The organism is Williamsia sp. DF01-3, assembly GCF_023051145.1.
Lineage (GTDB): Bacteria > Actinomycetota > Actinomycetes > Mycobacteriales > Mycobacteriaceae > Williamsia.
Map to the genome: position 1 here is coordinate 1,449,170 of NZ_JALKFS010000005.1, position 22,947 is coordinate 1,472,116.

The 22,947-nt window shown below is 64.5% G+C and carries 20 protein-coding genes, 4 tRNA genes and 3 pseudogenes; 16 read left to right on the top strand and 11 right to left on the bottom strand.

Annotation, left to right across the window (positions count from 1 at the left end; translation table 11 throughout):
- Nucleotides 1-24 precede the first annotated feature (24 nt).
- Both MVA47_RS08890 and MVA47_RS08895 read right to left on the bottom strand, forming a co-directional pair.
- Nucleotides 25-1,501, bottom strand: a pseudogene (locus MVA47_RS08890) (NCS2 family permease).
- 44 nt (nt 1,502-1,545) lie between these two features.
- Nucleotides 1,546-2,229: a phosphodiesterase gene (locus tag MVA47_RS08895; RefSeq protein WP_247207532.1), complete on the bottom strand. Its 684-nt coding sequence runs from the start codon at nt 2,227-2,229 to the stop codon at nt 1,546-1,548.
- Between the two features lie 282 nt (nt 2,230-2,511).
- Here MVA47_RS08895 and MVA47_RS08900 point away from each other — a divergent pair, with 282 nt between their 5' ends.
- Both MVA47_RS08900 and MVA47_RS08905 read left to right on the top strand, forming a co-directional pair.
- The gene (locus MVA47_RS08900) at nt 2,512-3,228 is read left to right on the top strand and encodes a HemK2/MTQ2 family protein methyltransferase (RefSeq protein WP_374474362.1); all 717 of its coding nucleotides are present in this window, start codon (nt 2,512-2,514) and stop codon (nt 3,226-3,228) included.
- Complete coding sequence (locus tag MVA47_RS08905; RefSeq protein WP_247207534.1) at nt 3,225-3,476, top strand: CDGSH iron-sulfur domain-containing protein; 252 nt, start codon at nt 3,225-3,227, stop codon at nt 3,474-3,476. Before MVA47_RS08900 ends, MVA47_RS08905 begins: the two co-directional genes overlap by 4 nt.
- On the opposite strand, the gene MVA47_RS08910 is transcribed toward MVA47_RS08905, so the two are convergent.
- Complete coding sequence (locus MVA47_RS08910) at nt 3,477-4,505, bottom strand: iron-containing redox enzyme family protein (RefSeq protein ID WP_374474145.1); 1,029 nt, start codon at nt 4,503-4,505, stop codon at nt 3,477-3,479.
- Nucleotides 4,506-4,581: 76 nt separating this feature from the next.
- A complete protein-coding gene (locus MVA47_RS08915; RefSeq protein WP_247207535.1) occupies nt 4,582-5,229 on the bottom strand; it encodes a CoA pyrophosphatase in 648 nt (215 codons plus the stop codon).
- A gap of 90 nt (nt 5,230-5,319) precedes the next feature.
- Here MVA47_RS08915 and MVA47_RS08920 point away from each other — a divergent pair, with 90 nt between their 5' ends.
- Together MVA47_RS08920 and MVA47_RS08925 are read left to right on the top strand one after the other, a co-directional pair.
- Nucleotides 5,320-6,201: an SDR family NAD(P)-dependent oxidoreductase gene (locus MVA47_RS08920; protein ID WP_247207536.1), complete on the top strand. Its 882-nt coding sequence runs from the start codon at nt 5,320-5,322 to the stop codon at nt 6,199-6,201.
- A 49-nt stretch (nt 6,202-6,250) separates the two neighbouring features.
- Nucleotides 6,251-6,718 carry an SRPBCC family protein gene (locus tag MVA47_RS08925; protein ID WP_247207537.1) on the top strand — a complete coding sequence of 156 codons (468 nt, stop codon included), beginning with the start codon at nt 6,251-6,253 and terminating at the stop codon, nt 6,716-6,718.
- 18 nt (nt 6,719-6,736) lie between these two features.
- Here the strand turns inward: MVA47_RS08925 and MVA47_RS08930 are convergent, their stop codons facing one another.
- A complete protein-coding gene (locus tag MVA47_RS08930) occupies nt 6,737-6,907 on the bottom strand; it encodes a hypothetical protein (RefSeq protein WP_247207538.1) in 171 nt (56 codons plus the stop codon).
- An 86-nt stretch (nt 6,908-6,993) separates the two neighbouring features.
- Between MVA47_RS08930 and MVA47_RS08935 the strand changes: the two genes are divergently transcribed.
- The 7 genes and pseudogenes from MVA47_RS08935 to MVA47_RS08965 all read left to right on the top strand — a co-directional run bounded on the left by MVA47_RS08935 (nt 6,994) and on the right by MVA47_RS08965 (nt 14,126).
- The gene (locus MVA47_RS08935) at nt 6,994-7,695 is read left to right on the top strand and encodes a hypothetical protein (RefSeq protein WP_062795891.1); all 702 of its coding nucleotides are present in this window, start codon (nt 6,994-6,996) and stop codon (nt 7,693-7,695) included.
- 130 nt (nt 7,696-7,825) lie between these two features.
- The gene (locus tag MVA47_RS08940) at nt 7,826-8,812 is read left to right on the top strand and encodes a glycoside hydrolase family 26 protein (RefSeq protein WP_247207539.1); all 987 of its coding nucleotides are present in this window, start codon (nt 7,826-7,828) and stop codon (nt 8,810-8,812) included.
- A complete protein-coding gene (locus tag MVA47_RS08945) occupies nt 8,809-10,053 on the top strand; it encodes a PP2C family protein-serine/threonine phosphatase (RefSeq protein ID WP_247207540.1) in 1,245 nt (414 codons plus the stop codon). The genes MVA47_RS08940 and MVA47_RS08945 overlap by 4 nt, the downstream gene beginning before the upstream one ends.
- Nucleotides 10,050-12,029 (top strand): glycosyltransferase family 2 protein, encoded by a 1,980-nt coding sequence (locus MVA47_RS08950; RefSeq protein WP_247207541.1) that lies wholly within the window; start codon nt 10,050-10,052, stop codon nt 12,027-12,029. The genes MVA47_RS08945 and MVA47_RS08950 overlap by 4 nt, the downstream gene beginning before the upstream one ends.
- Nucleotides 12,029-12,367, top strand: coding sequence for an STAS domain-containing protein (locus MVA47_RS08955; protein WP_247207542.1), 339 nt, complete (start codon nt 12,029-12,031; stop codon nt 12,365-12,367). The genes MVA47_RS08950 and MVA47_RS08955 overlap by 1 nt, the downstream gene beginning before the upstream one ends.
- Nucleotides 12,357-12,782, top strand: coding sequence for an ATP-binding protein (locus MVA47_RS08960; protein WP_247207543.1), 426 nt, complete (start codon nt 12,357-12,359; stop codon nt 12,780-12,782). Before MVA47_RS08955 ends, MVA47_RS08960 begins: the two co-directional genes overlap by 11 nt.
- A gap of 103 nt (nt 12,783-12,885) precedes the next feature.
- A pseudogene (locus MVA47_RS08965) lies at nt 12,886-14,126 on the top strand (alpha/beta hydrolase family protein).
- A 12-nt stretch (nt 14,127-14,138) separates the two neighbouring features.
- On the opposite strand, the gene MVA47_RS08970 reads toward MVA47_RS08965, so the two are convergent.
- The 3 genes from MVA47_RS08970 to MVA47_RS08980 all read right to left on the bottom strand — a co-directional run bounded on the left by MVA47_RS08970 (nt 14,139) and on the right by MVA47_RS08980 (nt 18,186).
- Nucleotides 14,139-15,194 carry a PHP domain-containing protein gene (locus MVA47_RS08970; protein ID WP_247207544.1) on the bottom strand — a complete coding sequence of 352 codons (1,056 nt, stop codon included), beginning with the start codon at nt 15,192-15,194 and terminating at the stop codon, nt 14,139-14,141.
- Complete coding sequence (locus tag MVA47_RS08975; protein ID WP_247207545.1) at nt 15,191-17,446, bottom strand: MMPL family transporter; 2,256 nt, start codon at nt 17,444-17,446, stop codon at nt 15,191-15,193. Before MVA47_RS08975 ends, MVA47_RS08970 begins: the two co-directional genes overlap by 4 nt.
- Nucleotides 17,447-17,571: 125 nt before the next feature.
- The gene (locus MVA47_RS08980; RefSeq protein WP_247207546.1) at nt 17,572-18,186 is read right to left on the bottom strand and encodes a TetR/AcrR family transcriptional regulator; all 615 of its coding nucleotides are present in this window, start codon (nt 18,184-18,186) and stop codon (nt 17,572-17,574) included.
- A 197-nt stretch (nt 18,187-18,383) separates the two neighbouring features.
- On the opposite strand from MVA47_RS08980, the pseudogene MVA47_RS08985 reads away from it, so the two are divergent.
- Nucleotides 18,384-19,294, top strand: a pseudogene (locus MVA47_RS08985) (oxygenase MpaB family protein).
- On the opposite strand, the gene MVA47_RS08990 reads toward MVA47_RS08985, so the two are convergent.
- Nucleotides 19,237-20,685, bottom strand: coding sequence for a serine hydrolase (locus MVA47_RS08990; RefSeq protein ID WP_308280518.1), 1,449 nt, complete (start codon nt 20,683-20,685; stop codon nt 19,237-19,239). The pseudogene MVA47_RS08985 and the gene MVA47_RS08990 overlap by 58 nt on opposite strands.
- 89 nt (nt 20,686-20,774) lie before the next feature.
- Here MVA47_RS08990 and MVA47_RS08995 point away from each other — a divergent pair, with 89 nt between their 5' ends.
- Nucleotides 20,775-21,407: a TetR/AcrR family transcriptional regulator gene (locus tag MVA47_RS08995; RefSeq protein ID WP_247207548.1), complete on the top strand. Its 633-nt coding sequence runs from the start codon at nt 20,775-20,777 to the stop codon at nt 21,405-21,407.
- 62 nt (nt 21,408-21,469) lie between these two features.
- On the opposite strand, the gene MVA47_RS09000 is transcribed toward MVA47_RS08995, so the two are convergent.
- Nucleotides 21,470-21,628 (bottom strand): hypothetical protein, encoded by a 159-nt coding sequence (locus tag MVA47_RS09000; RefSeq protein WP_247207549.1) that lies wholly within the window; start codon nt 21,626-21,628, stop codon nt 21,470-21,472.
- A 65-nt stretch (nt 21,629-21,693) separates the two neighbouring features.
- Nucleotides 21,694-21,769 (bottom strand) — tRNA-Lys (locus MVA47_RS09005).
- A 253-nt stretch (nt 21,770-22,022) separates the two neighbouring features.
- Here MVA47_RS09005 and MVA47_RS09010 point away from each other — a divergent pair.
- The 3 genes from MVA47_RS09010 to MVA47_RS09020 all read left to right on the top strand — a co-directional run bounded on the left by MVA47_RS09010 (nt 22,023) and on the right by MVA47_RS09020 (nt 22,345).
- Nucleotides 22,023-22,095: transfer RNA gene (locus tag MVA47_RS09010), tRNA-Glu, on the top strand.
- 31 nt (nt 22,096-22,126) lie between these two features.
- Nucleotides 22,127-22,200 (top strand) — tRNA-Asp (locus tag MVA47_RS09015).
- A gap of 68 nt (nt 22,201-22,268) precedes the next feature.
- Nucleotides 22,269-22,345, top strand: a tRNA-Phe gene (locus MVA47_RS09020).
- The last annotated feature ends 602 nt before the right edge of the window (nt 22,346-22,947 follow it).

Sequence of the window (22,947 nt, forward strand, 5' to 3'; positions counted from 1 at the left end):
TTGGCCACGCGGACCGGCAGCGAGCTACCCGATGAGCGCTTCGATGGGTTCCTTGGCGAAGTACAGGGCGAACAGCGCGGCCACCAGCCAGAGCAAGGGGTGAATCGACCGGATCTTGCCCCGTGCGGACGCGAGCACCACCCAGGTGATGAAACCGACGCCGATGCCGTTGGCGATCGAGTAGGTGAAGGGCATCACCACGATGGTGAGGAAGCAGGGCAGCGCGTAGTCGAACCGCGTGAGGTCGACGGTGCGGATCTGCGCGATCATCAACGCGCCCACCACCACCAGGGCGGGTGCAGCGGCCTCGAGCGGCACCACCGAATACAGCGGCGTGAAGAACATGGCAACCAGGAACAGGACCCCGGTCACGACGTTCGCCAAACCGGTTCTGGCGCCCTCGGCGATGCCCGACGCCGATTCGACGAACACGGTGTTCGACGATGCCGACCCGGCGCCGCCGGCGATGGCCCCGGCACCTTCGACCACAAGGGCCTTGCCGATGCCGGGCAGATTGCCGTCCTTGTCCGCGAGCTCGGCTTCTTTGCCGAGACCGGTCATCGTGCCCATGGCGTCGAAGAAGTTCGAGAGGACCAGTGCGAACACGAGAACCGACGCCGAGAGCACGCCGATGCGGGTGAACGCGCCGAAGAGGTCGACGTCGCCCACGAGGTCGAGGTCGGGCATTCCTCCGACGGATGACGGCCAGTCGGGCACGTTGAGATTCCAGCCCTTGGTGTCGGTGACCGAGGGCCCCAGGTCGGCGAAGGTCTGCACGATCATCGCGACCGCAGTGGTGATCACGATGCCGATGAGCAGACCGCCCCGCACCTTGCGCACCACCAGGACACCCATGAGCAGCACACCGAAGACGAAGATCAGAGTGGGCCAGGTGGCCACGGAGTTGTCGATACCCAGGCTCACCGGCACGGTTGTGCCCGCCGCATCGGGGATGCGTTTGACGAACCCGGCATCCACCAGGCCGATGAACGCGATGAAACACCCGATGCCTGCAGCGATCGCGGCCTTCAGTTCGGAAGGGACGGCCCGGAACACCGCAGTCCGGAAACCGGTGACCGCGAGCGCCACGATGATGATGCCGTCGATGACGACGAGCCCCATCGCCTCGGCCCAGGTGACCTGCGGCGCGATCGACACCGCGAGCAGGCTGTTGATGCCCAGGCCGGCTGCGATCGCGAACGGATAGTTCGCCACCAGGCCGAAGATGATGGACATGATTCCGGCGACCAACGCGGTGACGGCCGCAACCTGTGCGAGGGGGGAGGACGTCACCGAGGACATCGGTGTTCTTGGAGTTGCCCGGTACCCCGCCGATGATGATCGGGTTGAGCACCACGATGTAGGCCATCGTGAAGAAGGTGACCAGGCCGCCGCGGATCTCCCGCGAGAGTGTCGAGTTGCGCTCGGTGATCTTGAAGAAGCGATCGAGTGCAGGGAGGCGGTGTTCCGAGGTGCCGGTCTTCTCCTGGTCCAACGACATGATCTTCGGCCCCTTCGCGACTCGACCGGACTGCCGTGCTCACCTCACCCTTCGGCGGCACGCCCTTTGCGGCTGTAACGATAGGCGAGCTTACGGGTACCTGATAACCAGTTCGGTTCGGGATCAACGTCTCTGGTGGTGTTCAGCGTGGGGTCGAAACCGATATTGGGGTAGTCGGCGTCGTCGGCAGGTTCGGAGAGCGTCAATCGGGCGAGCAGCTCGAAAGGTCCGGTGCCGTGGGCCTGCTCGATGTCGAAGACCAAACCGGCACCGTTGATCTGTGTGCGGAAGTTCTCCACCGAGACGCTGGCCTGCGGTGTCTGCGGCGCAACTCGTGCCCGAAGCCACCAGCTGCCGCTGTCGTGGTGCAGCGGCTGTAGAGAGGAGAGGACTGCGCTGCCGATCTCGCGAGCGGGGAAGGGGATGGTCCTGGCCACGAGGTTCGTGCCCGCGGCGCTGGCGAGCAGCACGTCCCACGGCGCGTGGTCGCCTGGGTGCGGCGGCATCCGCATGGCGAGGCCCAGCACATCGGGAACCGTTCCGGGCATACCGACACCTTTGGACACCCGGGCCACCACGTCGCAGTCCGCCATCGGCAACCCGACGCCGTCGGCGGCCACCCTGGTCAGGGTGCCTTTGGCCAGTACGCCGTCGGGATGGAAGAGGCGAGCGCCCCGAAGAGCGGCACCTGCCTGAATGGGCAGGCCGGCTATGTCGGCGACTCTCATCGCGCTCCTTCGTCACTCATCGGGAGGTGGAGCTGTCGCAGGGCAGATACCCGACGGTGGATGCAGGCAAACTCCCGCGTGACCCGGTGGCTGCGGGTCACCCCGGAACGGGACTGTCGAAACGTTCGGAGCAATATGCTCGGACGTCAAAGCGCACGGTGTGTTTACCGCCCAGAAATAGGGGGCATAAGGAACCCAATGGCGGCCACGGCGATCAGCGTCGGCGGCCTCGAGACCGCAAAGGCCCACAACATGACAATGCTGCCGGTTCGGGGTGTCCCGATGCTCGACAACTACGTGTCGGACCCTGTCGATGAGGCCCTGGCGGCCTTGGAGGCCATCGAGGTGCCGAACGGCGTGTACAAACCGCAAGAGGATTCGCGACTGCTGCTCGCGGCCATGGCCGGTCTCGGAATGGTGCAGGGGCGCCGGGTGCTCGATCTGTGCACGGGAAGTGGTGTGCTCGCCGTCGCGGCCGCACGGCTCGGTGCCGCGGAAGTGATTGCCTACGACATCTCGCCGAAGGCGGTGCAGTGCACCCTCGACAACGCGGAGGCACAGGGTCTTGTTGTCGACGCACGGCTCGGTTCGCTGGAGGAGGCGCTCGAAGCAGGTCCATTCGACCTCGTGGTCTCCAACCCGCCCTACGTACCAGCCGATCGTCTCTCGACAGCCAGCGTGGGCCTGACACATTCATGGCACGGTGGCCGCGATGGTCGCACATTGCTCGACCCGCTGTGTGTCGCGGCCCCGGAATTGCTTGCTGACGACGGCACGATCATGATCGTCCAGTCAGAGTTCGCCGACACCGAGAGCTCGCTCGTCGAGTTGCGTGCAGGTGGCCTGAACGCTGACGTCGTTGCCCGCGAACGCATTCCGTTCGGACCGGTACTGATGCAGAATGCGCGCTGGCTCGAGTCCCTGGGAATGCTCGAACCCGGTTGCCGCGAAGAAGAACTCGTGGTCGTCCGTGCACACAAGGCCGCCGGTGGGCGATGACCGTTCCTGACAAGGGAACCGTCCCTGACAAGGGAAGAGGCGGCGATCGCCGGGTGATCCGGGTGGTGCAGGGCGGCCCCATCATGGTTCAAGGACCGGTGAGCATCGAGATGCCCGACGGCAGCACCGTCAACTCCGATCGGTTCATGGTGGCTCTGTGCGCGTGCAAGCGCAGCAAGACATACCCGCTGTGCGACACCAGTCATCGTGGCCGTAAGAAGATCATGCGCCGCGAGGACCGGATCTGATCAGCTGATCGGTTCGAGCAGCGAGCACTTTCCTTCGGTCCAGCTCCTCATCAGCAACGCTGCGAGTTTCTCCTCGAGGAAGTCGAACGCGCGGATCCCGAAGACCACGTCGGATTCGAGTTCGGGCTCCCGTGCCAGCAGGTCACCCACCACCTCGTGGCGCAGCACCTGCTCGTGCACGGCGTCGGCCTCCACGTGTTCGCGGTAGAACCGGATGCACTCGTCTGGGGCGTCGAGACGCTCGAGGGCCTGCGCCAGTCGGCGTGAACCGGGCGAGGACGTGATCTCGGTGGCCGCGAAATGCCCGACCACCGCGCCCCGCAGCGATCGGTGCAGTCCGAGCAACGACATCAGGTTGACCAGCGCCAGGGACTCGCCGGGGACGATCTCCAGGTAAGCGAGGTAGTCGGAGTCGAGGCCGGCGGCATCGAGTAGGTCGGCGTACAGCTGCTGGTGCACGTTCTCACCGCGACCGCCACCGAACTCGTCGAATTCGACGGCAACAAACGACGCTTTGGCCTGGCCCGTGAGGCGGGGGATCGCCCACGCATGGGGATCGGCTTCTTTGAGGTGGTAGACCGAGCGGTGCACGAAGTACTCCTGCAGCTGATGCCACGTCCCGACGTCGCACAGGTAGTACGAAGGTCCGCTGCCGTCCGGGCTCTCGACGGAGAGCGCCTCGATCTCTGCGATGGCGTTGTCGCCCGGCTCCACGTCGGCGCGCAATGCGTTCATGAACTTCTTCTCCAGGCGGCCGCGCAGCCGGAGGAGTTCGGGGTTCCATTCCCAGGCGTCGTCGACGCCGATGAACCCGCGGTAGTGCAGTTCGTAGCAGACGTACAACGCCAGCTGGAGATCACGACCGTACGGTTCGGTGTCGTAGGCGGACTCGTCGAGTGAGAGCAGCGACGTGGATGTTTCAGGATCGCGAGACAGCTCCGAGACGACTGCGGCCGAGAGCGGACCGGCAGGCTTCGGCAGGTCCCGGATGATCGAACTGGACGATGAAGTCTTCAGCGGTGCGGTCACGGTGTTCGCCTACCCTTTCGCTGCTGTATGGAAACCTCATGGTGACGAGGGGTACAGCCGGTTCTGGGTAAGCGGATCAACGCCATGCGAACACCGGCTGCTCGAACCCGTCGACCCGGGTGTGGCGTCCTGCCAACACGACTTCGGCGAACTGGTAGATCACTGCGGCCGTGGGTGCGTGCACCAGCGATCCCACCAGGGGGAGCTGGATGACCGGCTTGTCCGACTCCGGGATGCTGATGAACCGCGGCGTCACCATCAGGTCGGACATCGGGATGAAGAACAGCTGGGCCACTTCGCCGGGGTTCGGATCGGTCTCGCGGTCGGGCCCAGCCCAGCACACGATGGGGGTCATCACGTACCCGGATCGGGTGGCGTAGTCGTCCAGGCGGCCCAGTACCTGCGTCTGATCAACGTGGACGCCGAGCTCTTCGTGCATCTCGCGTAACGCTGCATCGGCGTGGGTTTCGCCGGCCTCGAGACGTCCGCCGGGGAGCGCGAATTGGCTGGGGTGTTCACGCATCCGCGAAGGACGTTTGGTCAGCCAGATGCCGTACTCGCCGTCGCGACTGGTCACCGCGATCGCAACAGCGGCGGCGCGGACGCCCTCGGTGAGGTCGGCGGTGGTGTGGGCGAAACCATCGAGACGGTCGACGATGGTCTGGCGGACCGCGTCCGGGCTTCTTCCGAGGTCGCCGGCGCCCCTCGTGTTGTTCACGCTCATGGACTCACTGTGCCGTATCGGTCGGCCCGGTGTGTCGGCGCAGGGACCAAACCGAGCCCGCCGGTGGTGTCGCGAGATACGGTCGACGCCATGGCAACACAGTGGCTACCCGACCGGCTCGGTGTCGTGAAGGGCAAACGGGTGGTGGTCACCGGGGCGACGAATGGGGTCGGATTCGCCACCGCCCGAGCACTCGCAGGTGCCGGGGCGCGTGTGGTCCTGGCGGTCCGTGATCCCGAACTCGGTGCCCGGCGCGCGGTGGAGATCGGCGGCGACACCGAGGTGGTGCGACTCGACCTCGCCGACCTCTCATCGGTGCGCGACGCCGCGGCGAACCTCGACGGGCCGATCGACGTCCTGATCAACAACGCCGGAATGGTGCCGACGAGACGCGCTGACACCGGCGACGGATTCGAGACCGCCATCGGCACCAACTTCCTCGGACCGTTTGCCCTGACCAACCTGCTGCTGCCGCAAGTTCGTGAACGGATCGTCCTGGTGGCGTCCGATGCTCACCGCTCGGCGACCATCGACCCCGACGACCTGCATCTGCGCAGCGCACGGTGGTCGCCGCCCCGCGCTTACGCCCGGTCCAAGCTGGCCGTGATGTTGTGGGGCCTCGAACTCGACAAGAGGTTGCGACAGAGTGGTTCTCCCACCACGGCGATGCTCAGTCAGCCTGGTTGGGTGGCGTCCAACATCTCGAACAAGCCTCGGCTGGGTCCGGTACACAAGGTGGTCAAGGCCGCAGCGACCTTCGTCGCCAACGACATCGATGCCGGCGCAGCGTCCACGCTCTACTGCCTGACCGAACCGATTCCACCAGGGAGCTACGTGGGGATGGACGGGCTCTGGGCGCTGAAAGGGTCGCCGGTGCTGTCCGGGCGATCGTCCACCGCCTGCGACTACGACCTCGCCGGCGAACTGTGGCGTGCCGCAGAACGTGAGACCGGGACGAAATACCCGCTCTGAGAATGCGTTCGACGCGCATCGACCAGCGGTCGCGGCGTACGTTGGCGCCATGGCAGATGCAACTGTGACAACAATTGATTCCGGCCCCCGCAAGATCGCCCGGCAGGTGGTGGTGAAGGCACCCGTATCCGAGGTCTTCGCGCTGGTCGCCAACCCTCACCGGCACCCCGAACTCGACGGATCGGGCACAGTCCGCGACACGGCGGTCAAAGGACCCGATCGGCTGAGCCGGGGCGCGAAGTTCAGCGTCGGCATGAAGCAGTACGGACTTCCGTACAAGATCACCTCGACCGTGACCGGCTTCGAGGACGACAAGCTGGTGGAGTGGCAACATCCGCTGGGTCACAAGTGGCGGTGGGAGTTCACCTCGCTCGGCCCTGACACCACGCAGGTCACCGAGACGTTCGACTACAGCAGTGCGAAGTCGCCCAAGATGCTGGAGGTCTTCGGGTTCGAGAAGAAGAACGGCTCCGGAATCACCGGCACACTCGAAGCCCTCGCTGCCCGTTTCGCCTGACCGTCCCAGCAACTGACGTCACCGGTTCGGGGCGGTGCCCTCGGCTTCCTCGTATCGCTGGTGCAGGCGGGCCCGGATGTCGTCGGCCGTATAGGCGTTGCGCTGGCGGACGTCCCGCCGCACCAGGACTCCGCTTGCTGCGACACCCACGACACCGGCCAAACCGATCCACTTCCAGGCACTGCGCACCGGTAGAGCGTACCGGCGCCGTGGTGCTGCGGGGGTCGACGTGGCGCGTTTAGGCTCTGCGTGTGCATTCCCAGCGGCCTGCGGCCATCTCGCTCGATGAGGCGCTCGACTCCACCCGGACCGGAGATGTGTGGCTGTTTCGCGGGCGGTCGGGTCCCGACCGCGCCATCCAGACCCTCACCAACAGTCCGGTGAACCATGTGGCGATGGCGGTCGCACTCGACGACCTGCCGCCGTTGATGTGGCACGCCGAGTTGGGCAACAAACTCACCGACATGTGGACCGGCACCAACCATCGAGGCGTGCAACTCAACGACGCCCGTGAGGCCGCCGAGCAGTGGATGCAGAAGTACGGTCAGCGATGCTGGATCCGGCAGCTGACGCCGTATGCGGCCCGGGAACAAGAAGATCTGCTGCTCAAGGTGATCGCTCGAATGGACGGCACTGCGTTCCCGACGACTGCCCGGCTCGCGGGCCGATGGTTCAAGGGGCGCGTTCCGACGATGAGTGACGTCACCCGGGGTGTACCGGTGCTCGACGACAAGGTGCGGAGTTCGGCGGACCGCCGACGTGCCGCGAGACGTGGGACAAAACAATCGAAGGTCGGGCTGGAGTCGGCATACTGCGCCGAAGTGGTCGCAATGACCTACGAGGAGATGGGTTTGCTTGCCACCGAGAAAGAACCGAATTGGTTCGACCCCGGCCGGTTCTGGAGCGGCGACTCGCTGCCTTTGGCCCCCGGTTACGCGCTCGGTGCGGAAATCGCAGTCGTGCCGGCCACGCCGTAGACCAGGGTTGCCTATACCTAATCGGGATAAATCAGGAACAATGGCAGGTGCGTCTCGTCGGGGAAGGGGACGCCGCCCGCGAAACGTGTAGCCGTGCGCGGTGGGTGGTACTCATCGACAGGGGTGGTGAATGCGCTCGTCGCCGACGATTCAATTGACTGCGATGATCTGCAGTGTGCTGGTGGCATCCACCGGCCTGTTCGCATGTTCGAGCGATTCGCAATGCACGGTCGACACCACGTCTTTCGACAATTCTGCGGACACATGTCTGCGGTTCGGCGTCGGTACTCCCGGCGGTTTGTCGGCCGGTGAAGAGGTGGCCGCGGTGGCCCGCCTGGTCGGTGAACAGCCCAGCATCGTAGTGGCCTTCTCCGACTTCACAGCGGCTCCTCCGATCGGTGGTCTCGACGTGGTGCGCGGCGCAGGCGCCGACCCGATCGTGACCTGGGAACCCTGGAAGTATCTCGGCGGCGACAGCTACGACCGGTCTGCTTTCACGATGGATTCCATCATCTCGGGAGCCCACGACGACTACCTGTATCGATGGGCCGACGAACTGGCGGCCTGGGGGCAGCCGGTATACCTGCGCTTCGCCCACGAACCGAATGGCACCTGGTATCCGTGGAGCCCGGCCGGTGGCACCTCTCCACAAACCTATGTACAGGCGTGGCGCCATGTGCGAAACATCTTCGCGACGAAGAACGTGCAGAACGTCCGATGGATATGGGCGCCCAATGTTGTTCTCGCCGGCGAACAGTTGGCGGACTGGTATCCAGGTGACGATGTGGTCGACGTCATCGGGGTGGATGGATACAACTGGGGCACCTCGATCCCCGATGGAAAGTGGACCTCGCCAGAGGACCTGTTCGGCGAATCTTTGGACCAGATCCGAGACGTCGCCGACAAACCCATTCTGGTCACCGAGGTGGGCAGCGCGGAGCAAGGTGGTTCCAAGCCCGACTGGATCAAAGACCTCGTCGCCTATCTGGAAGGCGCAGCGGACGTTTCAGGATTTGTGTGGTTCGACTACAACAAAGAGGCCGACTGGAGGATCGAAAGTTCTCCCGGATCAGCAGCGGCGATGGCCGAGGCTCTGCAGAAAGCGTTGAATCGATGAGTATCGACACCGAGATCGCCGAGATCCAGCTGAAACTTCCCCCAGAGGACGAAGCCAAGCGGCTGCGTTCACTCGATCAACTCCAGATACTCGATTCGCCACCGGAGGATCGCTTCGAAAGGGTCACCCGGATGGCCCGGCTCATCTTCGACGTGCCGATGGCGTCGGTTGCGCTTCTCGATCGGGACCGGTTGTGGTTCAAGATGGTTGAAGGATTGCCGCTGACTCAGGTGCCGAGGGCCGAGACTGTGTGTCAGACAACGGTGGCACGTACGTATACCCAGCCGGCCGACCCGGCGCTCATCGTCGATGACCTCGAACGGGTACCGGAGTTCGCCGCCCTTCCCGGCGTCGGTGGCGACGGTGGCGTGCGGTTTTATGCGGGATATCCGCTGTACGGTCCGGGCCACCAACCGGTCGGGACGTTCTGCGTCTATGACACGAAGCCGCGAAGTTTCGACGAGTCTCAGTTGGCGACATTCCGTGAACTCGCTGCGTGGGCCCAGCGGGAGCTCGAGCGCGCCGACGACCTCGATCGGGCCGCCGAGGTGCAACGTCAGTTGCTGCCACCGCCACTCGAAGGCGTCGACGGCTACTCGGTCGTCTCGATGTGCAAACCGGCCTATGCGGTCGGTGGCGACTTCTACGATCACTACCTGCTCGACGGCGGTGCCATGTTCACGGTCGCCGATGTGATGGGTAAGGGTTTGGGTGCGGCGATCCTCACGGCAAGTGTGCGGGCGGCCCTGCGGGGAGCGTCCCAGGCTCTCGACGACGTGAACCCTGGGATCGGTCCCGACGAGGCAGTGACAATGGTTGCCGGTCACCTCGACCGCGACCTCGCCGAGACCGAGAGCTTCGTGACGCTGTTCCACGGCCGGTTGACCGCATCGACCGGTCAGGTCGAGTACATCGACGCCGGGCACGGCCTTGCACTGGTCGCCCGGGCCGATGGCAGCGTGGAGTCGTTGCCCGGATGTGGTCTGCCCCTCGGTGTGCTGCCCCGGGATTCGTGGAAATCCGACACCACGACTCTGCTACCGGGGGACACCCTTGTGATCGTCTCTGACGGGCTTCTCGACCTCCTGTCCGAAGACAGTGAGACCGAGACGGTGCAGGAATTCGTTCGGCAACACCCCGACTCCCGTTCGCTGTGTGCCGCGGTGACGGCCCTGGCCAACGCGAGCGCGCCGCTCGACGACGTCACGGTGGTGGCGGTGCGACGGGACGATGCCGGATGACGCATCGCCGCGTCGCGACCGAACCCGACCTCGGTACCACTCCATCACCCTGGTTGCGCCTGCTGATCGTTGTGACCGCCATCCTCGGCATCAACTATGTGGTGTGGCGGTGGCTGGCCTCGATCAACTGGGAGGCGTGGTGGATCGCCGTCCCGCTGGTGGTCGCCGAAACGTACAGCCTGATCGACTCGTTGCTGTTCGGTCTGACGATGTGGCGCCTGCGCAGGCGCGGCGATCCGGGCGACCCGCCCGAGGGGGCAACGGTCGACGTCTTCATCACCACCTACAACGAGCCGATCGAACTGGTGATGGACACGGCAAAAGCCGCTCTGCGCATCACCTATCCCCACACCACGTGGATTCTGGATGACGGCGACCGACCCGAGCTGGCGCACGAAGCCAAGGAGCACGGAATCGGTTATCTGACCCGCACCGAGAGCTGGGTCGACAAACCACGACATGCCAAGGCCGGCAACCTCAACAACGCGCTGTTGCAGACCGACGGCGAGTTCATCCTCATCCTCGACGCGGACCAGATCCCCGAGCCGCAGATCCTCGACCGAACCCTCGGCTACTTCAAGGACGAGAAGATGGCGTTGGTGCAGACGCCGCAGTACTTCGTCAACGTGCCGCCGAACGATCCGCTCGGCAGCCAGGCGCCCCTGTTCTACGGGCCGATTCAGCAGGGCAAAGACGGTTGGAATGCCGCATTCTTCTGCGGCTCCAACGCGGTGTTGCGTCGCGAGGCCCTGATGCAACTGGGCATCACCGGATATGTGCGCGCCATCGAAGAGGGCATCGAAGAATCGCTGCGCGCAGCCAAGGCGGTCCTGAAGAAGACCCGCAAACAGGTGCGGAACGACAACCCCGAGGCGATCGTCGCGCTGGACGCGGTGGACGAGGCCGTTCGGATCGCCCGGGCCGACCTGAAGGCGAAGAAGCCCCTCGCCGACGTCACCTACGACTTCCAACAGCGGGTGGACGCGGCAGCGAGGGGGCTGGTCGAGTCCGACATGGAGATGATGCGGGCCGACCTCGAAGCGATCGCCGCACTCAACGAACTGGCCGAGCAGGAGTCGGGTGCTGCGCCTCTCGATGAAGACGCCTTCGCAGCCTTGGCCGGCCGTGATTGGTCACCACTCGGCGCCCTGGAGTCCATTCGGGCGATGATCCGCGCGGTGGATGTCGGGCGCGACGACGAAGCGCAACCGATGCTGCCGCTGGCGACGATCTCGGTCACCGAAGACATGGCCACGTGCATGCGACTCCACGGGATGGGGTGGCGGTCGGCATATCACGACGAGGTGCTCGCGCTCGGACTCGCACCCGAGGACGCCAAGACGATGATCACTCAGCGACTTCGATGGGCGCAGGGCACGATTCAGGTGATGCTGCGGGAGAATCCGCTGATACAAAAAGGTTTGAGCATCCCACAGAGGCTCATGTACTGGGCCACGATGTGGAGCTACCTCGCGGGGTTCGCGGCCGTCGCATACATTGCCGCACCGGCGGTTTATCTGATCCTCGGCATACTCCCGGTGCAGGCGTTGAGCTTCGACTTCTTCGTCCGGCTGATCCCGTTCCTGGTGTTGAATCAGTTGTTGTTCTTCATCATCGGGCGTGGTAAGTCCACCTGGCGCGGCCAGCAGTACAGCCTGGCGTTGTTCCCGGTGTGGATCAAGTCCTGCACTACGGCTTTTCGTAATGTGTACTTCAAACGCCCACTCGGCTTCGCGGTGACGCCGAAGACCCGGCAGGACCAGGAGGCGGTGCCGTGGCACCTCATCAGGCCCCAGCTCGTCGCCATGACCGTGTTGGTGGTGGCGTCCCTGATCGGGATCGTGCAGCTCTACCGTGGTTCGATCTCGGTACTCGGCGTCAGTGTGAATCTCTTCTGGGTGCTGTTCGACCTCGTGGTACTCAGTGTTGTGATCCAAGCGGTCCGCTATCGCGGGTCGACCACAGAAGGAGAATGATGACCAGCTACGAAACGCGCACCACCACTGAGGGTGCCGTGGTACTCCGGCCGGAGGGTCGGCTCAACATGGTCGCTGCCCCTGCGATGCGCGAGCAGTTGCACAAGCTCGTGGAGTCTGGATCGACCAAGATCGTCATCGACTTGTCGGCAACCGATTTCATCGACTCGTCCGGTCTCGGTGCGCTCATCTCCGGTTTGAAGGTGGCTCGGCAGGCCGGCGGTGATCTCCGGATCGCAGCCCCATCTTCCCAGGTCGAGTCGGTCTTGTCGCTGACCAACCTCAACCGCGTGCTGCGCTCGCACCCGTCGGCGGACAGTGCATTCGATGCCGACTGACAATTCGCCCGGCGTGCGGGTGCTCGAGGAGTTCGCTCAACCGGACACGGTGGAACGGGTGCATCAGCTGTTGTCCGATCTGCTGACCGCCGAGCCGGTGGACGACATGGACGCAATGCAGTTCGAGTTGGCGCTGGCAGAGATCGCGGCCAACATCATCGAGCACGCCCAGAAGACCGATGGGGGGCAGGTATCTGTTCGCCTCGAACTGGAGGTCCGACCGGACAGCATTCACGCGAGGTTCTCCGATGACGGGGAGCAAGTCCGTGTCGACCTCAAAACGGTCGAGCTACCCGATGAGCTCTCCGAGCGCGGCCGGGGACTGGCCATCGCTCTCACCGTCCTCGACGAGCTGTCGTATCGGCGGGCAGACCACCGGAATCACTGGACGCTGGTTCGCAACCGGACCCTCTGACATCGGGTAGGAACAGACACCCAATCTTTTTCCGCTGTACTCCTTTTCGGCGGCCGACGGGTTACCGTCGTACTGCCAGTTGTCGTCGAAAGGCTTGTCAGCGATGCCGTCCCTGCCGTTCTCCGCTCACCCGCACGAGGCTTTCAACGCAGGTTTCTACCGAAATCCTGACCGCGACTTCGAGGTCAGGATCGTGCTCGGTCAGTCCGTGTACGGTGCAGCCGACATCGGTGAGGTGCTCTCGGCGATCGCGACGGTGGGGGAGAGTGCACATCAGGAGTGGTTTGATGCGTGGGTCGGGCTCGGCGACCGGATCACTGCCCTGGCCGAAGCCGGGCGTGCTGCCGGCCACGATCTGAGTGCCGCCCGTGCCTATCTGCGTGCCGCGACGTACTACGCCACGGCGGTCAACTCGGTTGATGAACTCGACTCCGAGGATGCGCTGCTGCCCACCTTCCGCAAGCACCGCGACTCCTGGGACGCTTTTGTCGACACCACCCCGCACAAGACCGAACGGGTGGACATACCGTACGAAGACACCACTCTGCCCGGATACTTTTTCCAGCCGCGGCATTCCGGCGACGGCCCCCGGCCGACTCTGATCCTGAACAACGGCAGCGATGGCCCGATCAGCAGTTTGTGGACCTGCGGCGGGGCAGGAGCGCTCGAGCGTGGATACAACGTGCTGTTCTTCGATGGGCCGGGCCAGCAGTCGATGTTGTTCGAACGGTCGGTGCCTTTTCGTCATGACTGGGAGGCGGTCATCACGCCGATCGTCGACTTCCTGGGTGCTCGTGCCGACGTCGACGAATCGAAGATCGCCCTCTACGGAATCAGTCAGGCTGGATACTGGTTCCGCGTGCGCTCGCATTCGAGCACCGGCTGGCCGCGGCGATCGCCGACCCTGGAGTGGTGGACGTGTCGGCGTCGTGGTTGGCGCACATGCCCAAGAGCATGATCAAGCTCATCGAGCAGGGCGACCGCGAGAAGTTCGACCGCAACATGGCCACCGGGATGAAGTTCTCCAAGAAGAACTCTCGGATGTGGAACTTCCGTGCGCGTCCCTACCAGAAGGACACCTACTTCGACACGCTGTCGGAGGTGCTCAAGTACCGGATCTCCGATGACGAGGCGGCAGCCATCACCACGCCGCTGTTCATCACAGACCCCGACGACGAACAGTTCTGGCCAGGACAGTCAAAGGCTTTGGCCGACAAGCTGAACGGCAAGGCTGTGTTGTCCCACTTCACCGCGGACGAGGGAGCCAACTTTCATTGTCAGCCGCTCGCCCGTGCGTTGACCGATCAACGCATGTTCGATTGGCTCGACGACATCATCGCGTGACGCGACTCGGGCTCAGCTGCGCGATTCGGCGGCCCACTCCAGCACCTCGTCGGCCGGCCAGGTCGTGACGATGCGTTCGGGCGGGATGCCGTGTTGCTCTGCCCGTTCGCAGCCGAGGGCCTTGAAGTCGAGTTGGCCTGGTGCGTGCGCGTCGGAGTCGATCGCGAACAGACAGCCGGCCTCCATCGCCAATTCGATGAGTTCGTCTGGGGGATCGACTCGTTCAGGACGCGAGTTGATCTCCACCGCGGTGTTGGATTCGGCGCATGCCTCGAACACCGCCCGAGCGTCGAACGCCGACCTGGCGCGTTTGCCCCGCCCCCCGGTGACAAGCTGCCCGGTGCAGTGGCCGAGCACGTTCACGTAGGGGTTGCGCACTGCGGCGACCATGCGCCGGGTCATCGGTCCGGCATCCATCTTCAACTTGGAATGCACCGACGCGGTGACGATGTCGAGTTCACCCAGCATCTCTTCGGTCTGATCGAGCGACCCGTCGTCAAGGATGTCGACCTCGATGCCGCGGAACAGGCGAAACCGTTCTCCGAGCGTGTCGTTGATGCCGTCGACAACGTGCAGTTGCTTGCATAAGCGCTCCACCGACAGACCGTTGGCGACGGTGAGCCGTGGCGAATGATCGGTCAGGGCCATCCAGTCCTGACCCAGGTCGATCGCGGTGAGCACCATCTCGTCGATCGGGGATCCGCCGTCGCTCCAGTCCGAATGGCTGTGCAGGTCGCCCTTGGTCATCGCGTAGAGGTCGGAGCCGCCGGTGGCGAGAGGTGCGGATTGCTCGTCCTGCAACGCTTTCAGATAATCCGGTACCTCGCCGGAGGCGGCCTGCGCGATGACGGCGGCGGTGGTCTTGCCGATGCCGGGCAGGTCGGTGAGTGTGCGCCGCCTGACCCTTTCGGCCAACTCGTCGTCGCTGAGTCCTGCCACCACCTTGAGCGCTTTGCGGAATGCTTCCACGCGGTAGGTGCGTTCGCGGGCCCGTTCGAGGAGCAGGGCGATTCGGCGCAGAGCCTCCGCAGGCGCCATCGGTGCGGTCAACGGATCTATGGATCTCACTTCACCAGTTTGCCCTCCGCGTCCGCGGGGGCGCTCGGGGTGGTGTCGCGAGAGCCGTCGTCGCCCGACCGGACATCGGGGATGTCATCGGTATGCGAACCGTCGACGCGGGGCAGCCAGCTCAACCAGGACGGGAACCACCAATTGGCCTTGCCGAGGATCTCCATGGTGGACGGCACCAGCAGCAGCCGGACGATGCTGGCATCGATGAAGACCGCGACAGCCAGTCCGACCCCGAGGATCTTCAAACTCCGGTCGGGCATGAAGGCCAGCGACAGGAACACGCAGACCATGATGAGAGCGGCGCAGGTGATCACGCGGGCCGTGCTGGCCAGCCCTTCGGCCACCGACGTGGTGGCGTCCCCGGTCCGCTCGAAGCGCTCTTTGATGCGCGAGACGAGGAACACCTCGTAGTCCATCGAGAGACCGATTGCCGTGACAAACAACATGATCGGTACCCAGGCATCGATGGGGCCTGCCCGACCGACCCCGAACAGTGACCCGGCCCAACCCCATTGGAAGATGGCGACGATCACTCCGTAGGCGGCCCCGAGCGAGAGCACGTTGACGATCACGGCCTTGACCGGGACCACGATCGACCGGAAGGCCAGCACCAGCAGGACAAATGCGGCCGCCAGCACAGCTGCGATCGTCCACGGGAGCAACTCGAGTGTGATGTCGGCATAGTCGATCGCGCCGGCGGTGATGCCGGTGACACTGACCGAGATGTCGGAGTCGGGTCCCAGGCTGTCGGGGATCACCTCGCTGCGCAGGCGTTCGATGAGTTCGGTGGTCGCCTCGTCCTGCGGCCCGGTGGCCGGGTTCACCGACATCACGGCGATCTGGTTGCCGTCGACCTGGCCCACAGGGATGGGGGGAGTGACCCCACCTTGTGCGACATCGGGATCCGCCTGGATCCGCTGCTGCAACGTTCCGAGGGCAGCCTGCGGGTCGGTTCCTTCGGGGTATTCGGCGACCAGCACGAGCGGGCCGTTGGCACCGACACCAAAGCCTTCGGTGACGTAGTCGTAGGCAACGCGGGTGGTCGCGTCGGTCGACCGGTTCCCCGCGTCGGAGAAACCGAGGCGCAGCGAGAACGCCGGGATCGACAGGATCACCAGGATGAGCACCGCGGTGGCCACGCCGACCCACGGTCGCTGTTGGATGCGCCGGCTCCACTTGCTCGCCCACACGCCTTCCAGCGCCTGGTCGGGGTCCTTGCCGCGACGCTTGCGCAACCAGTGCAGAGACAGGCTGTTGACCCGGGTACCGATCACCGACAGCAGCGCTGGCAGTAGCGACACCGACGCGATCAGGGTGCCGAGGATGCCTGCGATGGCCGCGAACGTCAGTGACGGTCCGAGGTCGCCGCCGGAGATCAGGATGCCGCACATGGCGATGATCACCGTGCAGCCTGCGAACACAACCGACCGTCCGGCTCGCAGCATCGCCGTCCGGACCGCCGCGTCGGTGTCGAGACCTTCGTGAAGCCCCGAGCGGAAGCGGGTGACGATGAGCAGTGCATAGTCGATGCCGACGCCGATGCCCAAGATCATCGTCACCGAGATCGCGAAGTTGGGAACATTCATGACGTTCTGGAAGAGGAACAGCACGGACGCGCCCACCCCCACGCCGAACAATGCCGAGAGGATCGGCAGGCCCGCGGCGATCACCGAGCCGAATGCGATCAGCAGGATGACGAGAGCCAGCAGTACGCCGATGCCTTCGGACGTTCCACTCGGCGGGACCTCGTCGAAGCGCGGATCACTGAATTCCACTGCCACGCCGGGGATGTCGGCGCTGTCGGCGATCTCCTTGATGGTGTCGACGCGGTCTTGCACCACCGAGTCGGTTCCGGTCCCCAGGTCCAGGGAGGTGATCGAGATGCGTCCGTCCGGTGAGATCTGTGCACCCTGCCCATAGGGGTCGCCGACCGTCACGTCCGAGGAGCTCGAACGGATCTCACCGACAAGGCCTTCCACGGCCTGGGTCACCTCTGCGTTGCGGACACCGCCCGGTATGTCGTTCGACGCGGCAATGACGATCTGACCGGCGGTCGCCTGGTCACCTTGGCCGGCGCGTTCGAGGAGTTCACCGGCCTTACCCGATTCCGTCCGGGTGTCGTTGGTGAACGCTGTGGTGGTGGGGCCGGCCCACATGGCCGCTGCGGCGATCGCGGCGATCAGCACCGCAATCCAGGTGCCGATCACAAGCCATCGGCGACGGATGATGAATGACGTGTAACGGTCCATGGCGGTCGGCCTCCGGGGCGAGATGGCGAGCGGGACGAATCCCATCCTTGCCCAGGGGCCGGGACGGATCCATCAGGAATGACCCTGAGATCTTCCCGAATTCATCGGTGTGACTGACGGAGGATCTACTTTTCTGCCGGCGCCGAACGCATCACCAGACGAAACGCGTGTTTCACCACCGCGTCGAGGTCGTCTCCGAGATGTCCTGCGAGCCAGTCCTGGGCGAGTTCGGCCATCGCGCCTGTGTACATCGCCGCGCCGACCCTGGTGGCCACGGGATCTGAATCAGGGAACACCTGCCCACTTTCGGTCAGCACCAGTTCGCGCAGAACGTCTTGTGCCACAGCGCGTCTCGCCGCCAGGACGGGATTCGCTCGGGCGTCGGTGAACAGCACGCGGCCGCGGCGTGGGTCGTCGGAGCTGAAGCCCAGGACCGCCCGGATGCCGGCGCGCGTGCGGTCCGGGACCGAATTGCCGGCGTCGGCCATCGCCTGTTCGACGGTCGTCGCCAGTGCGGTGGCGACCCGGTCGTACACAGCGCCGAGCAGTTCGTCGGTGTCGGCGAAGCTCTCGTAGAAGTAGCGGGTGTTCAACTCGCACTCGCGGCAGACCGAACGGACCGAGAGTGCGGCCTCGCCGCCCGACCCGAACAGTGCGAACCCGGCGTCGACGAGCAGTGTGCGGCGTTCGGCACGACGATCGGTCAGCGGAACGCCGGCCCATCGGGTGGGGGTCGACATGGGCAAAGCGTACTTCGAGCCCCTGTCGAATCAAAGAGAAGTCTGGTCACGACCGTAACCAAACTCTATTGTGGAGACACACGTCGCCAAACCGAGAGTGAAACGACCCCATGCTTGCTCTACTGCCGCACCAAGTAGCCGGCCAATGGCTCAACCAGCGCTTCGACAAGGACATCCGCAGCAAGTACTTCCGCGGCATGGAGTTCGCCGGTCCAGAAGGTGACCCGGGCTGGTTCGGCCCGGACAGTGCCACCTGGCACGTGCACTCGCACACGCCGGTGTTGATCTTCGGCCTGCAGTGCGCCTCGTACCTCGAACGGCTCGATCCCAGCATCTTCTGGATGGGTATGCACCATTCACGGCTGGTCCAGAAGGATGCTCGCGGTGAACCCACCGGACAGCTGGATCCTGCCGGACTCGCGGTACGGCTCGGGCATTCGGTTGCATTCTTCATCGGCACCGCCTACGGGTCCACGGTGACCGCCGAGCGTCTGGCCAAGACGGTGCGGTCGATGCACCACACCATCAAAGGTGTTCGGCCGGATGGTCTCTCGTACGATGCCGACGACCCGGAGTGGTTGCGGTGGAACTATGCGACGGTGGTGTGGGGGATTGCCACCGCACACGAGATCTACCATCCGAGCCGCTGCGCGGGGCAGACCTCGACGAGTACTACCGCGAGTTCGTCCGGGTGGGGCACGCCCTGGGCGGTACGGATCTGCCGACCACCAAGGCCGAGACGCTCGACTGCCTGAAGTCGTACCTGCCCCGATTGGCGATGACACACGGGAACGCGGTGGCCACCGGCGTCAACCTCGTCGACCCTGTCCCCGCGGCGGTCGACTGGGCCATCCGCGACACGATGCCGACCTGGGCGGCTCAGCTGGTGATGTACCACCCGCCCAATTCCCTCGAGCGCGCTGCGCGCCGAACCGCGGTCTGGAGTTCGCTCAATGGTCTACATCTGGCGATGGGAACCGCACCCGAGTTCGAGGAAGCCAAGGCGAGGGTTGCGGGCGGCACCACGTCGGCACACACGCTCCCGACGTATCAGTTGGGGACTGATGAGGTCCGCGATCGCGAGGCCATCGAAGCGAGCTTTGTCTGACGACGCGGTCTGACGGCCGTCCGTGGTGCGGCCAGTGAGGCAGCGGCGAGTACCCACAGCGCGATCGCGACCGACAGCCCGTACGCACTGTCGGGCAGCCAGATGCGCATCACTCGCCAATTGCTCCCCAAGTAGTCGGGCAGGAGCCACAACGCCCCGCAGAGGGCCACCGCCGCGCCGGCGAGGGTCCAGCGTAGGCCGCGGCGAATCGGGCGCCAGCGGCCCATCACTGCCATCACGAGGCCGACGACGGCGATCAACGCGACCGCCCAGGGGAGGGTGGTGAGCAGAGGGTCGCCAGGGGCAGACTCAGGCGCCTTGCCGTCGAGTGTCAGCAGCACGTTCTCGGCAACTGCGGCCAGCGCAGGCGCGCGAGCCTCGCTGTAGGCATTGGCGAGAACGACGACCGCACGATCGTCGCTGCCGAGCATGACGTGTGCGAAATAGCCAGGCGTGGCGCCGGTGTGGTGGGTGAGTGTCTCCCGCTCGGACGCTGTGATCCGCCAGCCGTACCCGTAGCGGTCGTTGCCGGAACCCACACGTGGTGTGTGCAACCGGTTCAGCATCGCCGGGCTCAGTACATCCGGGTCATGGCCGGCTTGAGCTCGTGCGTAGCGGGCGAGGTCGGCGAGCGTCGAGGTGACGTAGCCGAAAGGTGTTCCGGATTCATCGAACCCAGGTGAGTACTTCCGCGGCTGGCCCCACCAGTAACGGTGCCCGGCAGGCAGATCGGCCGCAGCTTCGGACGTGGTCGCGGTGTCTCTCATGTTGAGCGGTTCGAGTAGCTCGGTGCGCAGTATTTCAGCGAACGGTTTGTGCTCGAGCACTTCGACGAGGGCTCCGAGAATCAGGTAGTTCGCGTCGCTGTATTCGTACTGCCCTCGGGTGCCCGAGTATTCGAGATCCTCCGCTGCTCGTCGAATCGCGCCATCGGTGTTGTCGAAGCGCTCGGCGACGGCGAGTCCGTCGGCGGTTGAGTATCCGCTGCTGTGGGTCAGCAGCTGCTCGATGGTCGGTGCGGTTCCTGCCAACCAGGGGAGATGGTCGCCGATCGAATCCGCCAGCTGCAGCTCGTTGTCGTCGGCGCATTGAAGGACGAGTGTTGCGGTCATCGACTTGGCCAGAGACCCGATCAGGAACGGGGAGTCGCGGCCGATGGGTCGGCCGTTCCCGTCCTCGCCCTCGAGCCACTCGAACTCGGTGTCCTGGGGCGTCACCACGGCGACCGCCATGCCTGGGATGTGTTGTTCTGCAACAACATTGTTTAGGTAGGCGGCCGTGGCCGCCGTTACGGGCGCAGGCGTTGCAGCTGCGGGGGCGGTACCCGGCGCGAGCGACACCATCGCCGCAATGGATACACACCGAAGGATCGCGTTGATGGATCTGTGCATGCGTCTGCCTTTCCGATTCCAATACAAGCATATTGCAAGGTCAATATATCCATATTGTTTTCGAACGCAAGGGGGCTTAGGGTCGAGGTATGGCACGAACGGCGAATCACGATGAGCGGCGCGCACAGATCCTGGGTGGGGTGCGCACCGTTACGACCACCGCGGGCATCGGGCGGGTGACCATGGCTCGGACTGCAGAGGCGGCGGGTGTGTCGGTGGGTCTTGTGCAGCACTACTACGGGTCGAAGGAAGAACTCCTGATCGACGCGTTCGCCCAGGTGCGCGCCGATGTGCTGGCACGGATCGACGCCGAGATAGCGCGGGCGGAAAAGCGAGGGGCGCGCATCGAGGAGATGTTGATGGACGGTTTGAGCCAGCTCTTGCCGATCGGGACTCGGCGCCGTGACGAGGTGTACGTCGCACATGCATTCGCCGGTCTGGCGCTCGAGGATGAGTCTCTACGGGGAGCGCTGCGTTCGGCGCACGAACAATTACACGAGCGCGTCGCGACCGGGCTGACAAACGGTAAAGAGTGCGGCGAGGTCCGGCCCGGGGTCGATGTCGATGAAGCTTCTTACGGACTGGTCGCTCTCACCGACGGCATGGGCGGACGACTGTTGATCCATCAGGGGCAGGCCCAGCGCGCTTGGGCGATCTCGGGGCTGCACGAACGCGTCGCAGAACTGTGCCCGGGTGAGTGCGCGCATCGCAAGCGCAGATGAGCGGGTCCCGACGACGATGCGCGCCCGGGTGGTGCGTGGACACCCGGGCACGCGCGTCGGTGTCAGCTGCCGTTGGCGTAGAGCGCCAAGATGGGGCCGATGAATGCCAGCAGTGCGGTGAGGGCGAGTTCAGAAGACGACATGAAGATCCTTTCGGCGATGTTCGACATGGGCTGATCGCCGATGCGCACACTGCTCGGCGACCGGGATGACAATCGCATCCGGGGCGCCGTTTTGTCTGCGAAACAAACTGTCTTTCGTGCAGCAAATGTCGGGTTCACAAGGGTGGTGCCCCCTCTCGGGCTCGAACCGAGGACCTGCGGATTAAAAGTCCGTAGCTCTACCAACTGAGCTAAAGGGGCGTGCCCATTTGAGGGCGCAACGAAGTTTACAAGACGGCGGCGCGGGGTCGTGTAGTCGGGGCACGCGGTCGGTCGGTGTGCTGCCGCACGCGTTCGATCACGACGCACGTGTTTGAACACGGGCGTGGTGATCGATGCGGTGCGTCGTCGACCCGGGGTGGCAAACTGTTCAAATAATGCGGGCTGACCTGCTGATTTGGGATTCTCTGGGCCCGTGTCCTAAGCTGATTCAGCTCCCTTACGGAGAACACCGGCCCCCTTCGTCTAGCGGCCTAGGACGCCGCCCTTTCAAGGCGGTAGCGCGGGTTCGAATCCCGTAGGGGGTACGCGAGCCAGATGACACTGGCAAGCATGCAAGGCCCTGTGGCGCAGTTGGTTAGCGCGCCGCCCTGTCACGGCGGAGGTCGCGGGTTCGAGTCCCGTCAGGGTCGCTTTACATCTCCGGTTCGCCGGAGATCGCAACACCAAGTTCGATTGGCATTCGGTTCGGGTGCCGTCCGGCCAGGTAGCTCAGTTGGTACGAGCGTCCGCCTGAAAAGCGGAAGGTCGTCGGTTCGATCCCGACTCTGGCCACCATCAGTTTGACCAGGTCAGAGAGTTTTCTGACTCAATCCGGTCCTCTGTGGGGGGCCGGATTTTCGCGTTCCATGGGGCAATTATGGGGCAAAAACTCATGAGTATCCGCCGTCGGGCGGAAGGTCGAAGGCCTCTCGTCGAATCGGCCAAGGCGCTGTGACAGGGAAGGTGACCGTGCTGGTCGATCCTCACTCTAGGATGGTTCGTTTCGCTTCGTTTGCCGCGACGCCGGGCGATTCTCGGCAGGCCGTGCGGCTACTCCGCGATTGCAGGGGCGGTCGGCGGGGGAGCTCGTAGGGCACGCGGCGATGCAGGCACAACAGATCCACGATGTTTGCCGGAGCAGGCCAAGCGGACCCTCTGCGGAGCGATCTCCAGAGAGACGCCAACGTATGTCGCGAACGACCGACCAAAACATGAAAGTCTGACTTGCTGAGGGAGTCCCTGCGATGCGATCGACGGCCAATGTGGGCGAAAGAACTCCACGTTGGGCGAAATGCGGTGCGTCAACTGCTCGTCCGTGAAGCCGACGCTCTTTTTCAGCGGCGATCGGATGACTACAGGAGACGACCGGCTGCTTCAGCCGAGGGGCGTCGATCCGT